Origin of the sequence: Paenibacillus sp. RC21 (assembly GCF_044907935.1) — a bacterium.
Classification (GTDB): Bacteria; Bacillota; Bacilli; order Paenibacillales; family Paenibacillaceae; genus Paenibacillus; species Paenibacillus terrae_A.
Genome location: NZ_JBIYCS010000006.1, coordinates 242,697 through 257,624 on the forward strand (window position 1 = coordinate 242,697; position 14,928 = coordinate 257,624).

The 14,928-nt window shown below is 40.4% G+C and carries 13 protein-coding genes; 8 read left to right on the plus strand and 5 right to left on the minus strand.

Going from position 1 to position 14,928, the window contains the following annotated elements; all coding sequences use genetic code 11:
* Positions 1-210, minus strand: a complete 210-nt coding sequence (locus ABIA61_RS20100) for a hypothetical protein (protein WP_404519737.1) — start codon at positions 208-210, stop codon at positions 1-3.
* Between the two features lie 204 nt (positions 211-414).
* On the opposite strand from ABIA61_RS20100, the gene ABIA61_RS20105 reads away from it, so the two are divergent.
* From ABIA61_RS20105 to ABIA61_RS20120, 4 genes are all read left to right on the plus strand, one after another.
* The gene (locus ABIA61_RS20105; protein WP_404581168.1) at positions 415-1,218 is read left to right on the plus strand and encodes an alpha/beta fold hydrolase; all 804 of its coding nucleotides are present in this window, start codon (positions 415-417) and stop codon (positions 1,216-1,218) included.
* 179 nt (positions 1,219-1,397) lie between these two features.
* A complete protein-coding gene (locus ABIA61_RS20110) occupies positions 1,398-2,138 on the plus strand; it encodes a LytR/AlgR family response regulator transcription factor (protein ID WP_044645367.1) in 741 nt (246 codons plus the stop codon).
* A 1-nt stretch (position 2,139) separates the two neighbouring features.
* Positions 2,140-3,444 carry an ATP-binding protein gene (locus ABIA61_RS20115; protein ID WP_283654535.1) on the plus strand — a complete coding sequence of 435 codons (1,305 nt, stop codon included), beginning with the start codon at positions 2,140-2,142 and terminating at the stop codon, positions 3,442-3,444.
* 123 nt (positions 3,445-3,567) lie between these two features.
* Positions 3,568-5,607: a serine hydrolase domain-containing protein gene (locus tag ABIA61_RS20120; RefSeq protein ID WP_404581169.1), complete on the plus strand. Its 2,040-nt coding sequence runs from the start codon at positions 3,568-3,570 to the stop codon at positions 5,605-5,607.
* 73 nt (positions 5,608-5,680) lie between these two features.
* Here the strand turns inward: ABIA61_RS20120 and ABIA61_RS20125 are convergent, their stop codons facing one another.
* From ABIA61_RS20125 to ABIA61_RS20140, 4 genes are all read right to left on the minus strand, one after another.
* Entirely contained in the window at positions 5,681-6,664 is a 984-nt protein-coding gene (locus tag ABIA61_RS20125; RefSeq protein WP_283654537.1) for a glycoside hydrolase family 5 protein, read from the minus strand.
* Positions 6,665-7,054: 390 nt separating this feature from the next.
* Positions 7,055-8,248: a Ger(x)C family spore germination protein gene (locus tag ABIA61_RS20130; RefSeq protein ID WP_283654538.1), complete on the minus strand. Its 1,194-nt coding sequence runs from the start codon at positions 8,246-8,248 to the stop codon at positions 7,055-7,057.
* Positions 8,241-9,344: a GerAB/ArcD/ProY family transporter gene (locus ABIA61_RS20135; protein ID WP_283654539.1), complete on the minus strand. Its 1,104-nt coding sequence runs from the start codon at positions 9,342-9,344 to the stop codon at positions 8,241-8,243. Before ABIA61_RS20135 ends, ABIA61_RS20130 begins: the two co-directional genes overlap by 8 nt.
* A gap of 24 nt (positions 9,345-9,368) precedes the next feature.
* Entirely contained in the window at positions 9,369-11,030 is a 1,662-nt protein-coding gene (locus tag ABIA61_RS20140) for a spore germination protein (RefSeq protein WP_404581170.1), read from the minus strand.
* A 240-nt stretch (positions 11,031-11,270) separates the two neighbouring features.
* Between ABIA61_RS20140 and ABIA61_RS20145 the strand changes: the two genes are divergently transcribed.
* The 4 genes from ABIA61_RS20145 to ABIA61_RS20160 all read left to right on the plus strand — a co-directional run bounded on the left by ABIA61_RS20145 (position 11,271) and on the right by ABIA61_RS20160 (position 14,813).
* Positions 11,271-12,281 (plus strand): LacI family DNA-binding transcriptional regulator, encoded by a 1,011-nt coding sequence (locus ABIA61_RS20145; RefSeq protein ID WP_404581171.1) that lies wholly within the window; start codon positions 11,271-11,273, stop codon positions 12,279-12,281.
* A 402-nt stretch (positions 12,282-12,683) separates the two neighbouring features.
* Positions 12,684-13,340: a ribulose-phosphate 3-epimerase gene (gene rpe, locus ABIA61_RS20150; RefSeq protein ID WP_283654542.1), complete on the plus strand. Its 657-nt coding sequence runs from the start codon at positions 12,684-12,686 to the stop codon at positions 13,338-13,340.
* Positions 13,341-13,359: 19 nt separating this feature from the next.
* Positions 13,360-13,809 carry a ribose 5-phosphate isomerase B gene (gene rpiB, locus ABIA61_RS20155; protein ID WP_283654543.1) on the plus strand — a complete coding sequence of 150 codons (450 nt, stop codon included), beginning with the start codon at positions 13,360-13,362 and terminating at the stop codon, positions 13,807-13,809.
* A 44-nt stretch (positions 13,810-13,853) separates the two neighbouring features.
* Entirely contained in the window at positions 13,854-14,813 is a 960-nt protein-coding gene (locus tag ABIA61_RS20160) for a DUF7916 family protein (RefSeq protein WP_283654544.1), read from the plus strand.
* Positions 14,814-14,928: the final 115 nt, after the last annotated feature.

Genomic DNA, 14,928 nt, shown 5'->3' on the forward strand with positions numbered 1-14,928 from the left:
TCAAGGTTGAGGAAGCGGTCGATCTGACACGTGAAGCGGATGTAGCCGTATTGGTACGGCAGCAGTGCCGCCAGTTCGGCGTAGCCTTACGGATACGGTAACGTCCGAGCTTGTGATCGAGCGTTCATGATAGGCCTGATGATTCATTTTGGAGCTTGCCGTTTCTGATATGTAGAAGCACGAGATGATGGAAGGTGCGCGTTTTTTCACTCGTCCTTGTCCTTTGAAAAACAGTCGAGTTTAAAATTGAAAATGTTGTGTAACTCACAATATTTTCGGAAATAATTATGATAACTCCTTTATGGTGAGCCAGCTTTTGTTAAGAGCTTTTGAAAAACGCATTGTGAAAGGTCTTTGCGTTTTTTTTTACGCTTTGTTTTTTTCTAAATATAAGCAGTGAGGATGTGTTTCGCATTGCCCAAAACCAATATAAACGGATATAGTATGCATTACACGGATCGTGGAAAAGGGACGGCGATCCTGTTCGTTCATCCTCCAGTGTTGACAAGTTCGAATTTTCAATATCAAATTCAGGAATTGTCTGATCGTTTTCGTACAGTCGCTTTTGATATTCGGGGTCATGGTCAAAGTGAGCCTTCCAAGAAAGCGATTACCTATCCGTTAATTGCCGAGGATATGAGGCAGCTCATGGACGAGTTGAAGATAGAGAGGGCATTTTTATGCGGTTATTCGATAGGTGGCTCCATTGTGCTTGACTTTCTGTTAGCCTATCCTGATCGATCCCTGGGCGGCATTATCATCGGTGGCATGTCGGAAGTTGGCGGTAGGGAATTAAAAAATAAAATATCACTTGGACATATGTTCTCCAAGCTGGGATTGATCAGTCCGATTGCTTTCTCCACTGCTTGGAGTCAAGCTCATAAAAATTTATCCTTGTTCTGGACGTTGTTTAACGATGCCAGAAAAGGAAACGCCAAAAACGCGGAGCAATATTACAATTATAGTCTGCACTATAACTGTACAGCACATTTGCAGGAAATAAATCATCGCGTCCTGTTGATTTACGGAGAGAAAGACAAACTCTTTTATCCATATGCCCGGTTGTTGCATGAACGATTGCCCCAAAACGAGCTGATTTTTATCGAAGATATGGATCATCGAATTCCTACGAAAGCAGCCAAACCATTAAACCGATTAATTAGCCAGTTTGTAAGTCGCTTAGGCCATGATGTAATGAGTGAAGAGAACGGAGTCTAGACCTGTATCAAAAGCAGACACTTTTACTACTATAGCCATGTGAACTGGAGCTGAAGTGCATTTGAGGGATTTGAATTTGCGTTTTATCCAAAAGCTATGTATAGAATATTAAAAAAATTGTATACTGTTCAGACTATAATTCCATGCTACATGCCGTGGGAATGAGAGGTATGGCATTTATGTATAGAGTGGCTATCTGCGATGATGAGTACAAGCAAAGAGAGCTTGTTAAAAATATGCTGATCGCTTTATCAATCAAAACAAATATAGAATTTAAAGTGGAGTTATTCGACTCAGGAGAACAACTGGTATCTCATTATCTAAACCATGAATCGCCATTCCATATCTTAATATTGGATATTGAAATGAACGGCATGAACGGAATTCAAACAGCCCAAAAAATAAGGAGTTTGCGTCACCTTGATGAACAGATTGTTTTTTTAACGAGCTATCCCGAGTATATGCTGGAAAGCTTTGACGTGGTCACATTTCAGTATTTAATAAAACCGATTGCTTCCCATATCCTTGAGGAAAAAATGATAAAGCTGTGTCAGTACTTTCAATCTCTCGATAAAAAATTCGTTATCATCAAGTCAGCTTATGAAGAGGTGCTTTTAAAATATGATGATATCATTAGTATTGAAGTGGCCAAAAGCTTAACCATAAAAAACAAGCTGCATTTTGTAACCTCTACACAAACCTATGATAGCAAAGGGATTCTTTCAGATTATGCATCAGCATTAAAGGAGTATAATTTTCTGCAAATTCATCGTTCGATTATTATAAACTTAATTCATGTCAAAAAATTTGCTGGCGGTGATGTTTTGATGTCAAATGGTGTGAAGCTGCCTATTGGACGTTCTAAAGTAAAAGAAGTTAAAGATTTGTATACCAAATTTATGATCATGAAGATGCATTAATATGATGGAATATAACTACCTGCTTCTTAATCTATGTGTTGTACTGGTGATGTGCTTTCAGGTAAATTTTTACTTTAACTCCGTTTTTGATAAATCCAATCGAAAACCAAATAGAAGATTCATGTATTTCATCATTTTTGGATCACTGAACATCTTATACTTAAATGTTTATTTGTCCCCGACGCTATCCTCTATTTTGGCATTAATCGTCATATTTAGTTTAGCGCTATCTTATACAGTGGAAATCAAGACAAAGATCATTTTTTCCATACTTTATGCTGTATTGTTCACCATTGTTAATTTTATATCCCTGTATATTTTATATGCTGTAGACTCCGTCAAGATTAGCAACTTCAGTCATTTGAGCGGACAAGATCACTTGATATTTTCTAAGGTTATGTTACTCAGCTGTATTATCATGTTTGCTGTCATTCAGATTATACGATTATTTGCCAAACGCAGAACCTTCCCTTTGCATACTCGTTACTACATTTTATTTTTAATCGTTCCCATCATAAGTATATACCAGGTCAATGTTTTATCTGTTTATAGTGAAAAGAATATGTATTATTTTGTATCTATTATTAGCTTTATTTTCTTAAATGTTTTTATCATATACATCTTCGATAATATCATTGAAAAATTCCAGTTAATGCATGAAAATGGCCAATTACAACATCAGATGGACTACCAGGATGCTAACTACGAAAAAACGGTTCACAGCTTTAAAAATATGAAAAGAATCATTCATGACACACACCAACAGTTTTTGTATATTGAAGAATGTATCAAGAGAAATGAATTAGCTGAGGCAAGTGAACATATTAAGGTCACATTAAATAAAATCGAAGGAGCCTATCAAAGGGTTAACACCGGTAATCTGGTTATAGATGCTCTTGTCACGAATAGTCTTAATATTGCTCAGGCCAATGGCATCAAGGTGGATACCCAACTTAACTTATACTCACAGAAAGTGAATATTGAACGTTATGACTTGTGTGTCGCTCTGGGCAATATGCTGGATAATGCCATAGAAGCATCTAAAAAGGTCAAGATTGCGGATGACAGATACCTTCTTATTAAAATACATTCCAATGAATCTGGGCTTTTTATTCACATCCTGAATCATATGGAGAATGAAGTTGCCCATTTGCATAGTCAAAAATCAAACCCGGATATTCATGGTATTGGCTTAACCAATATATCCAGAATATGTGATAAATACGGTGGAAACATGACCATTGAAACGAAAAATAAAATATTTAATAATATGGTTTTATTACCATTTTATAAGGATAATCCTTAGACAGTATGTTGTTTAGGGATTGTTTTTTTCGTTTAAGGGTGCCTTTTATATATAGAATCCTCGTTCATTGTATGATCAGTCCAGTAATAAAATCTGGGAAGTCATAAGAGGAGGAAATATGGAATGAAGAAAATAATAGCTGTGTTCATTTCGGCTATGCTTTTTGTACTGCCGATGACGAATGCTTTTGCTCAAGGCAATCCTGAACCTATCAAGGAAAAGGCTCGCAATCTGGCTTCAGAACTAGTGTCCAAATACGGTGTTAGCGGTGTGCAGTATGCCATTATGGACCATGGAAACATCGTATTATCGGATAGCGTGGGTGTAAAGAATAAAGCAACCAACGAGCCGATCACCAAAGATACGATGTTCGGTATCGGCTCTATCAGCAAAATGTATGTATCTGCTGCAACGATGATGCTGGTGGATGCCCATAAGGTAGATATTGATCAGCCGTTAACAACGTACATTAAGGACTTTAAAATGTCTGATGAAAGATACAAACAAATTACACCGCGTATGCTGTTGAATCATTCATCAGGTCTTTACGGTGCCCACTATACAAATAGTATGTTGTTTAATGACAATGATACAGAAAATCATGATGAGCTATTACTGAGATTACGATCAGAAACTTTAAAATCCAACCCCGGCGAATATTCTGTATATAGTAATGATAGTTTTCAATTGCTTGAAATATTGGTTGAACGGGTGAGTGGTCTAAGTTATACCGAATTCCTGACAAAGCATATTAGCGCCCCTTTGGGTTTGAACTCTACGAAAACACCACTCGATCAGTTTGACAGACAAAAGCTGTCCAAAACTTATTTTCCTGCGATTGAGGGAGCCTTACCCGTTGAAAATGCCAATGTGCTTGGAACAGGAGGCTTATACTCCACCGCAGAAGAGTTGGCTATGTTTTCAGAAGTATTAACGGGGAACAGAACCGATATTTTATCTGCACAATCAGCACAGTCCATGCAAAGCCATGAATATCGAAAAGGAATATGGGTACCTGAAGAGACAAACAGCTTTAATTATGGGCTTGGCTGGGATGCGGTTCAGTTGGCACCGTTTAGTGATTACGGAATAACTGCGCTATCCAAGGGTGGGGATACTGTTTTGTATCACTCTGCTTTGATCACCCTACCTGAGCATCAAATTTCTATGGCTGTGCTTTCATCTGGAGGGTCTTCCATCCTGGATAGCATTTTTGCTTCTAACGTTTTATTGGAGCTTTTAAAAGATAAGGGCATCATAAAAGACATCATACCAGATAAAACATTTGAGCCGCCTGTAAAAGTGGAAATGCCATCTGATTTACTTTCTTATTCGGGATTATACGGTTCTGTGGGTACAACCATCAATGTAGAGATTAAAAACGGTGAGTTTGATTTACCTGCTCTGGAGGGATTCGTCCCGGCGCAAAAATATGTGTATACAGGCGATGGACGATTCAAAAGCAGTGATGGCAGTGTAGCCGTAAGTTTTGACAAACAAAAAAACGGGAAAACATATATTAAGGCTAACATATATTTAAACTTTTCGGGATTAGGGCAAATGGTTATGGTGGTTTATGAATATCAAAAGCTGGATGCCAATCCTCTAAATACTACAGTTAAAAAGGCATGGGAACATAGAAACGGAAAAAATTATTATGCTTTGGATGAAAAGATTTCTTCCATATTCTATCTGTCCTCATCATTTATAACGAAAAAAATATCCGTTGATCATGATGGATACGCAAGTGGTACTAAAATTGTGGATGAGAATAAAGCAGTTAATGCCGTTGAGATTCCTGTTATGAGTGGAAGAGATGCATTTGACCTGAATTTTAATACCAAGGATGGTTCAGAGTATTTAACTATAGATGGACAGTCCTATATCAGTGAAGATACTGTTAAACCCATCCCGGGCGGGAAATCAGTGTACACCATACCGTCTAATGGCCAAGCCACATGGTTTAAAATAGATAAAAACTCAGCCAATAAAACGATGACGGTTGATGTTCCAACAAGCGGAGGGTTTGCTGTCTATGATGAAAAAGGAGCAGTTGTAGATTTTTCAACTGCCAGCCACAACAATTCGGTTGTTCTGCCCCAAGGTGGCTTAATCGTTTTGGGTGGCAATGCAGGGGATGTATTTAAAATCAATTTGAATTAAGCGTGTAGCCGCTTCTGAAAAAATTCAGGAGCGGCTATTATGATATAAGGTCTTCATTTTAGGTTGTGTGTTTTTAAAAGATACCCGCTTTTTTCGATGTTTCTTTGATCCCATTGGCTCCGTTAACTACAGTTTTACCCCAATCAGTCAGACTGCCATTAGGTCCTGTTACAAGATCAAGATAGGAAAGGTCGGAATTGTTACCATACCAGGACCAGGCTAACCAGCCTATACCTTTGGATTGGCCGTATCTCATGATTTCTGTCTCATCGACATCCGCTCCCTGATGGTAACCGCCAAATTCACCAATAATCAGTGGAAGTCCTTTATTCAGAACGTTATCAATATTGGTGCGTACAGTTTGAGCATCTTTACCAGCGAACTCATACATATGGATGGAGAATACTGTATTCTTCAATGTATCAGCTGCAAAAACAGATGTACCATAGTCCGTGATAGACTGAGGATATTGTCCCCATCCGGCACAATCGACGATTAGCGTATTTTTGATTCCTGCGTTTCTGAGCTTGGGAATGGCTTGCTTGTACCCATCAGCCCAACCGCTTCCATTCCACGTTCCATACCATTCGTTAGCAATGTTTACGATAACTCTGTCTTCCCTGCCGATCAAAGCATCTTTTATGCTAATCCAGTAATTCACAGCCGCATCCAAAGACGCATAATCGTCTTTGCCTGTAGCGTCATGAACTTCAAGTACAGCAATCATTTTATGATTTGAGATAAGAGAGATCATATTTTTGACGGAATTAATATCATCCTTGGTATATTGGCTTCCGTTAGAAAGTACAACCCGAACTGTATTGGCTCCTGTATTGGCAATTGCAGGGATGGCTGTAGAAAGGTCGTTTTTGAACCAAGAGTGACCATGATTGACGCCTCGCATAACAAATGGCTTACCTGTAGAGTCATACAATTTGGTACCGCTTACATAAAATCCTGAAGCAGCTTGTGCCTTCGAGAAGAACCCTCCTAATCCTATCATGATGAGTAGACCGACTAATGCAGATAACAATATTTTTCTTAACAACACTTTCATTTTTAGCCCTCCTTAAATATATTATTCAACTCCCTGCTACACAGGTGTAATGAGTATGTAGGTCTATGTATAGTAGTAAGTTAAACACATTATTAAGCGCTTTCAAAAATAGCTGAGTTATTATTTGTTATTATAGTATTGAAATTTTTGTTATTCAGTATATTTTATTAGTTAGTTTATAAATATTGAGATTTTAATGTATTTATTACAATTTATATATAATTAAAGCGTATAATTAAGTGATTTTATAATGTTTATTAGATATAATACTAACATTGTTATTTATTTGTTAGTTTGTTTAGGCGATTTATTCATTAATTCTCACCTTGAATAAAGGTTGGTGTGACTAATATTATGGAGATGCATAAACAGTTTTAATCAAGGGAGGGTTTATTCAGCAGATGAACCTAAATCCGTAATGGATAACTTAACATCGAAAGTTACTGGTATTTGACTGAATTTATAATCCCAATCATTCTTTACTTTTTTCCACGCTTGAGGTTGCTCAATATATAAGCGCTCGCCAAAACCCGCAACATCCACTTTATATTCCGATTGTAGCTTGTGCATAAGAGTTTTAATCCTTCTTGTTACTTCTTTTTCAAACTCTTTCTCAGCCTTTTTCATGTTTTGTGTCTTAGTCGGGTCCATTTCCTCATCCCAGTCTTCAATTAAACGCCCTTTGGATTCAATCTTGACATGAAAGGAGATGTCGTTTCCCTCGGTCACCTTAGTTGTTATTTTGCTATTTACCGATTTGATCTCATAAGTTATAGGTTGATTCCGCTCATCGTATATTTTGATAGCTCCACCCTCAACATCATCTTTAATCCATGCAATACTTTCCACGTCTTGTTGCCCCAAATTGCCGATCCAGTGGCCAGTGTCTCCCTTAATAATGCCAGCACCTGAAAATTCAAATTCTCCCTGGGATTCTAAAATGTTTTGCAAAATATAGCTTTTTTTGGAATGCATCAACCCATCCAGTTCAGATAAATTAGTTCCTCTCATCATCTTGCTGGTTCTAAAATGGTTACGAAGCATATACAAAAGATGAAAGGACGGGACCTCCTCCTTATATTTTGTAACTAATGTGTTAGCTGCTCGTTCCTTACTTAAGAAAACCATGCAGCTTGGGCGAATATCATTATCACGAAGCACAAAATCCATCAATTGCTGGATCGTCTGTTGTTTCGCCAGTTCGGTGGAAACCACGATGACCTTTAGATGTTGACCAATAATCGGACGATCCAGGCGGAGGGAGAATTGCCGGAAGATTTCAAGTACAGAATCCCCGGTGCCAGCGATATTTATATAGTTTGGTCCTTGTCCACCGCCTTGTTTACCTGCGCCCCCAAAAGTTTTTTTAGGGACGATTTGCACGCTGGCAGTAATTTTATTTTTCTTGAAGTAACTGCTGCCTTCCTTCTCCAGATCTTGTTCCAATGGACTGAGTTCACCCTTGTCCAGAGCCAGTCCTGTATATATGCTTAGTTCCTCCACTTCTTTGCTGCTCCAACAACCAACTTGAGTTACCAGAAGAATGAAGGCAAGCAGCAAAGATAGGATATGTCGTCTATACATTTTGCTTCATTCCCTTCTTCCTGATCATAAATACGATTGAAAGAAGTACCGGAACCAGAAAAAATAAAATGATTCCCATGTACCCGATTGCATCGCCGAGACTAAACACTTCAGTCATACGTACAGGAGTCATTGTGGAGATAAAGATAACCGGGATTAGGCCAAATATTGCATAACGATATTTAAGGCCAAACACCTGTGAGATACCTAAGGATGCATTGAAGAAAAAACTGCAAAAATTACAAAACATTTGCATCATCCAGATCACCAGCAGCGGAAATTCAAGGCGTTCAAAAAGAAATCCCGGGATTTCAAAACTGCGCATTAAATTAAAGGTGGGCCAGGTACTTGTCACAGTAGAGTCCACAGATAACCCGCCGACCACCATAACGACTGTCAAAAAGTACAAAACCCAAGGGATGCTGATTCCCACTACCATGGCCTTGACTGCTTTTTCAGGGTGCTGCAGGAACGCGACCAGTGTCATGATCACCTCACAACCAGTGAAAACAAGGACAGTCGACTTTAGCCCCTTAATTACTGGAAGCATACCTTCACTTAAAACGGGACGCAGATGGTCAATTTCAAAGACCCTTAGGCTAAGGACAAAACAGAGGAGCAGAAAGAAGAGACTGATCGGGAGTACAATCTGGTATAATCGCGCGATGGCATTAATGCCTCCAAAAACCAGATAACTTCCCACCCAGATGAATGGAATCACAATCGCCCATATGGGTGTCCCTTCAAGCAGAAAATATATCGTCACTTCAGCTAAAACGCGAATCTCAAAGCCGGCGATGATTAGATAATATATAATTAATAACAGACTTAAAAATCCTCCCGGAATGATACCCACGATTTTTCTGGAGTATTGATACACGGTGCTTCCGGGAAACTGCTGGCTTAATTTCACCATTAGCAAGACCACCAATATGACAATACATCCGCCGATCAGGACAGAAAGCCATGCATCAGGAGTCTTTACTGTTTCAGTTACACCTCTCGGTAGTGTCAAAATCCCTGCGCCCAATACCGTATTGGTCAGGAATACTGCCGCCTGTTTGGTTGTGATCTTATCATCAGAGCGTGTAAACACTATAATTCCTCCTTCCTCCGGGTACTATGATCTGCGCTTGTTTTGCTGAGTTTTCATCATCACGGGTCTTCGCTTCATCAGAGTCAAAGGAGCTCGAATAAACAGATCCTTCCAGTCGTTTAGACGAATAGGGGAGAAGGGAGTAATATACGGTACCCCAAAGCTCTTCAGTTTCGTCATATGGATACAAATTAGCAGAAAGAATAAAACCGTACCGAACATGCCCAGAATGGCTGCAAAGAGCATTCCGGCGAAACGCAAAAGACGCAAGGTAATACCCGCACTATATGACGGTATCGAAAACGAAGAAATGGCAGTGACCGAAACCACAATCACAAGAAAAGGGCTAACAATGCCCGCATTTACAGCAGCGTCGCCGATGACCAAGCCTCCCACAATGCCCATCGCAGGGCCAATGGGTTTAGGCAATCGTATGCCGGCTTCTCGCAGGATTTCGATAGAGATTTCCAGAATCATAACTTCTATGACAGATGGAAAAGGGACACCTTGACGGGTTTCAATGATACTAATGACCAGCTTGGTCGGAATCAAACCGGGATGAAAAGATATAAAAGAGATATATAAAGCAGGACCCATAAGCGCTATAAAGGCTCCGCAAAATCGTAACACACGTAAAAGTGTCCCTGGAATCCAGCGCTCATAATAGTCCTCGGGAGATTGAAGCAGCATACTGAAGGTTACCGGAACAATGAGCGCAAAGGGGGTACCATCAAGCAGAATAGCTACTCTTCCTTCCAACAAAGCACTCATGACACGGTCGGGGCGCTCAGTGTTGTGAGCCTGCTGGAATGGACTTAAATAATTGTCTTCAATAAGTTGTTCCACATAACCGGATTCAGGTAAAAAATCCATGTCTATTTTTGAAATTCTGTGGTTCACTTCTTGAAGGAGCTCCGGATTCACAATATCCTTGATGTACGCGATAACCAGATCTTTTTTGATTCTGCTTCCAACCTGGAATTTCTTTATTTCCAGACTTTTATTTAAGCCTTGGCGTCTAAGCATCGAAGTGTTTTCACTTAATACTTCCGTAAAGCCGATTCTGGGACCCCGAAGTAATGCTTCAGAGGTCGGTTCATTCACTGATCGAACAGAACCGTTAGGGGACCCGACCAGGAGTGCTTCCTTCATTCCTTCAATTATTAATACGGTATGGCCTAAAAGGGTTAATTCGTGCAGATTCTCCATATCTGCAACTTCACTAATTTGCGTAAGTGGCATCAAGCTTTCTTTTATAAAAGATTTACTTATACGTTCCGGCTGCTCCTGTTGGCCCTCAAACATCAATACCTGCAATACCTGCTTGTTTATAAGTTCCTCATCCTGCATACCTTCTATAAAGATTAACACGGACCGTGCATGAAATTTCTTCACCATAAACTCACGAAAATGCACATCACTATTCTCGCCTATCGCCTCTTGGATGGATTTCAAGTCGGCATCATAATCCCCCGTAATTTTGGAGCCTGGTTCCTGCTGCTGATCAGCGTGGTCTTTGTCATCCTTAGGGCGGTCAGCAGGTTGTTTGGAATTCGCTCCCTTACTGCCTACAAGTGAATATATCGAGGTGTTTATATAATAAATCAATAATGGAAAAATCAACGCGAGGCCGGCCTGAAATAATGTAACCCAGCTTGGAATATAAGGTACTATTTTAGACCACATGATGATAACCCCCCCAAACGATTCAATTCATTTCATTTCCCCGTAGAATAGCAGGTTGTCCATAAAGTATTCCTTGTAAAGGATTTATTTACTCATTAAACTGTCTGATGACTTGCTATCTCCTCATACTTTGCGGAAACCTCGTTCTACGCTACTTCGTCAGTTGACATTAATAGTAAGACTATGTTAATCTCCAATCAGGAAAACGATTACTCAAAATAACTATTTGAGGGAAATAATATGAAAAAAAATCAGGTGTCAATAAAAGATATTGCCAGATTGAGCGGGGTTTCTGTAGCAACGGTTTCCCGTGTTATTAACGAGAATGGTCGCTTCTCTGAGGAAACACGACAGAAGGTTAATGAAGTCATCCAAAAGTATCAATACGAGACCAATAGTATCGCCAAAAGCCTGCGGATGAGTAAATCGCAGACGATTGGCGTTTTAGTGCCGGATATTAATAATGAATTTTTTTCGGTCATTGTACAAAAAACGGAGAGCTTCTTTTTCAAACAAGGCTACTCTACCATTATATGTAATACTGCCAAAGATGCGGAGAAGGAACGAGAATATCTGAAAACTTTGGATGGGAAAATGGTAGATGGCCTGATCTGTATTTCGGGACAGGAGGAGCTTTCCGCAGAATTGCTTAAACGGCCCATTCCCATTGTATGCATTGACCGTCGGCCGAAGATTAATACGAATGTAGCTTTTATCGAGTCCAATCATTATGAGGGTGGATTTCTGGCGACAGAGGAGCTGATTAACAAAGGCTGCAAGGATATTTTACTGCTGACCAAGCAAAACAATCTTTCCTCTGTTAATGAACGTCTACACGGCTACAAAGATGCTCTGCAAAAGCATGGACTATCTCCATCTGAGGACCGCTTGGTTGCAGTTCGTAATGATGGGCCTACTTTGGAAGCCGCACAGGCTGCTATTGAGCGCGTCTTGGAAAAAAAACTCCGGTTTGACGGCATTTTTGCTACCAATGACTGGCTAGCTCTGGGCGGATTGCTGGCGTTACAGAAACACGGAGTACAGGTTCCCGGTGAAGTCAAAATAGTAGGTTTTGATAATGATACAATTTCCCAATACTGCAATCCACCGTTGACTACAATTGAACAGGATAAAGAAACACTTGCAGATCAAGCCTGCAATACGCTGCTTCGTATGCTGAGTGGAGAAAGGCTGGAACAGGAGCAGCATTATTCCGTCCCGGTACGCTTGATACAACGCAGTACCACCTGATTTCGTGTTCAGATAACATCTTGGATTAGCCACGGGAGAGGTAACGTAAGGTATGTTCTATCTCACATAGTGTAAGATGGTTCTACCACGTTATTCTTTTCCCGTGCAAGATCCGACAAAAAAATGTTTGACAACAGTATCATTAAATGATACTTTAATTACGTCGAATGTAATCGTTTACTCAAACGAGTACAGAAATCAATAATACGTGAAAGAAAGCAACGCTGATGGATTTCAATCCATAACTGTTGCTATTATTTTCAATGAGTAAACGTTATCTCAACTATTTTTCTCGTTACCAAAGGGCATAAAAAACAATCTAATGAGTTTTGTGGAAATTGTAAAATATATTATGACGTTTGAGTAATCGTTTACTCAATTTCTTGAAAAGGGTGAGTATTAATGAGTATGCTATTATGTCCTTCCATGATGTGCGCTAATTTCAGGTCATTGGAGCATGAAGTAAACGCACTGGAAGAAGCGAATGTGGATATTTATCACATTGATATTATGGATGGTAGATTTGTTCCTAATTTCGGAATGGGGCTTCAGGATTTGGAGTATATCCGTAAGCAAACCCAAAAAACAGTAGATGTACATTTGATGATCGACAACCCTTCCGCCTATATTGATTTGTTTGCTGATAAGGGTGCGGACATCATTTATTTTCATCCGGAGGCTGATATGCACCCGACACGCACAATTGACCGAATAGTTGGCAAGGGAAAAAAGGCAGGGATCGCTCTTAATCCGGGAACCGCCCTTGCTGCGGTTGAACCTTTGCTTGGCATGATCGATTATGTGTTGGTCATGACCGTAAATCCCGGCTTTGCGGGTCAAAAATATTTATCCTTCGTGAACGACAAGATCATAGCACTACACGCATACAAGCTTGAAAAAGGACTGAATTATACAATCGTGGTAGACGGTGCGATCTCCGAAGAGAAGATCAACGAACTGGCAAGCTACGGCGTTGAAGGATTTGTTTTGGGGACATCCACTCTGTTCGGCAAAGATGAACCCTACAAAACCATCATTAACAGATTAAAAAATATCTAATTTGGGGAGGAATAGAGCCATGAAAATTGCCATTGGGAGCGACCATGTGGCTGTAGAGCTTAAAGCGATTATTTCGGCTTATGTTAATGAACTGGGTCATGAGGTCATTGACTACGGGCCGGAAAATTCGGAAAGAACCGACTATCCGAAGTATGGGAAGCTTGTTGCCGAGGCTGTAGTCGGAAAGCAGGCTGACGCAGGTATCCTGATTTGTGGCACAGGTGTGGGGATATCCATCTCGGCCAACAAAGTGAAGGGAATTCGGGCTGTGGTATGCAGTGAGCCTTATTCGGCACAGTTGTCCAAGCAGCACAACAATACGAATGTTCTTGCATTTGGTGCGCGTGTCGTCGGAAGCGAATTGGCGAAAATGATTGTGAAATCATGGCTGGAGGCTGAGTTTGAAGGAGGGCGCCATGGCGACCGCATCAAGATGATATCCGACATCGAGGAACAGCATTTGTGCTGATCAACAACTGCTTATAAAACATAAATGATATGGAGGAGATTACAATGGCTAAAAGATTAATCGCGAGCACAAAGAGTGACATTATGAAATTTAATGCAGCAGATTTGAAAGAGTCCATCCTGGCTTCAGAAGGACGCGTCATTATGGGACAACATCTTGTAATGATAAACACCGGTTTGGTTGATGGTGTCACTAATGCAGAAATCCAGGCTGCCTACGGCGCAGATATGGTTATGCTGAACGGCTTTGATATGATCAAGGAAGAATCCAATATCGGATTGCGTGAAATGAAGCATGGTAAGCTGGCTGAGAAGCCGTACAGCCTGAAGCAAATCAAGGAATGGGCTGGAGTTCCGCTTGGTATTTATTTTGAGTGTCCAAGCCCTGATGCACAGGTTGCGGGAGAGCAATATGTAGAGGCAAAAGAAGGCAGAGTCGCTTCCAGAGAGAACTTCCTGCGTGCCTTGGAGATCGGAGCCGATTTTATCGTACTTGGAGGAAACCCTTCTGCAGGTACAACCTTTGAACGAATCATTGAGGCTACCAAGCTGGCAAAAGAAACGCTAGGGGATAGAATCTTAATCTGCGCCGGAAAATGGGAAGACGGCACCATCGAGAAGGTGCTGGGCGATCCGCTGAGCAAGCGACCTTCCAATGATATTATCAAGGATTTGATCGATTCTGGTGCTGATGTTATTACGTTGCCTGCACCTGGCTCCAGACATGGCATTACAGTAGAGCATGTCAGACAGTGTGTAGAGTTTGTCCATTCGTATAAACCCGGAACTCTTGCTCTTTCTTTCCTGAACAGTTCGGTTGAAGGGGCAGATGTTCAAACGATTGCCTTAATCGCACTCATGATGAAGCAGACGGGGGCGGATATCCATGCTATTGGAGATGGTGGTTATGCCGGAACACCTCTTCCTGAGAACGTATACCAGCTTGCACTATCCATTAAAGGACGCAGACATACAATCAAGAGAATGGTAGGGAGAAGCCGGTAACGATTGACCCGTGTAATTTAAAGACTCTATATTCTTTTTGTACTCCTTGGAGTGCGCGTAGAGTCTTTGGATTACTACCATTTATGTAAACGTTTACTTTCATAGAAATATGCCA

What these genes read in the sequence shown, in the direction of transcription:
- ABIA61_RS20115 (WP_283654535.1), top strand. Translation starts at nt 2,140, where the DNA reads ATGATGGAATATAACTACCTGCTTCTTAATCTATGTGTTGTACTGGTG.
- ABIA61_RS20120 (WP_404581169.1), top strand. Translation starts at nt 3,568, where the DNA reads ATGAAGAAAATAATAGCTGTGTTCATTTCGGCTATGCTTTTTGTACTG.
- rpiB (WP_283654543.1), top strand. Translation starts at nt 13,360, where the DNA reads ATGAAAATTGCCATTGGGAGCGACCATGTGGCTGTAGAGCTTAAAGCG.
- rpe (WP_283654542.1), top strand. Translation starts at nt 12,684, where the DNA reads ATGAGTATGCTATTATGTCCTTCCATGATGTGCGCTAATTTCAGGTCA.
- ABIA61_RS20140 (WP_404581170.1), bottom strand. Translation starts at nt 11,030, where the DNA reads ATGTGGTCTAAAATAGTACCTTATATTCCAAGCTGGGTTACATTATTT.
- ABIA61_RS20110 (WP_044645367.1), top strand. Translation starts at nt 1,398, where the DNA reads ATGTATAGAGTGGCTATCTGCGATGATGAGTACAAGCAAAGAGAGCTT.
- ABIA61_RS20145 (WP_404581171.1), top strand. Translation starts at nt 11,271, where the DNA reads ATGAAAAAAAATCAGGTGTCAATAAAAGATATTGCCAGATTGAGCGGG.
- ABIA61_RS20130 (WP_283654538.1), bottom strand. Translation starts at nt 8,248, where the DNA reads ATGTATAGACGACATATCCTATCTTTGCTGCTTGCCTTCATTCTTCTG.
- ABIA61_RS20125 (WP_283654537.1), bottom strand. Translation starts at nt 6,664, where the DNA reads ATGAAAGTGTTGTTAAGAAAAATATTGTTATCTGCATTAGTCGGTCTA.
- ABIA61_RS20160 (WP_283654544.1), top strand. Translation starts at nt 13,854, where the DNA reads ATGGCTAAAAGATTAATCGCGAGCACAAAGAGTGACATTATGAAATTT.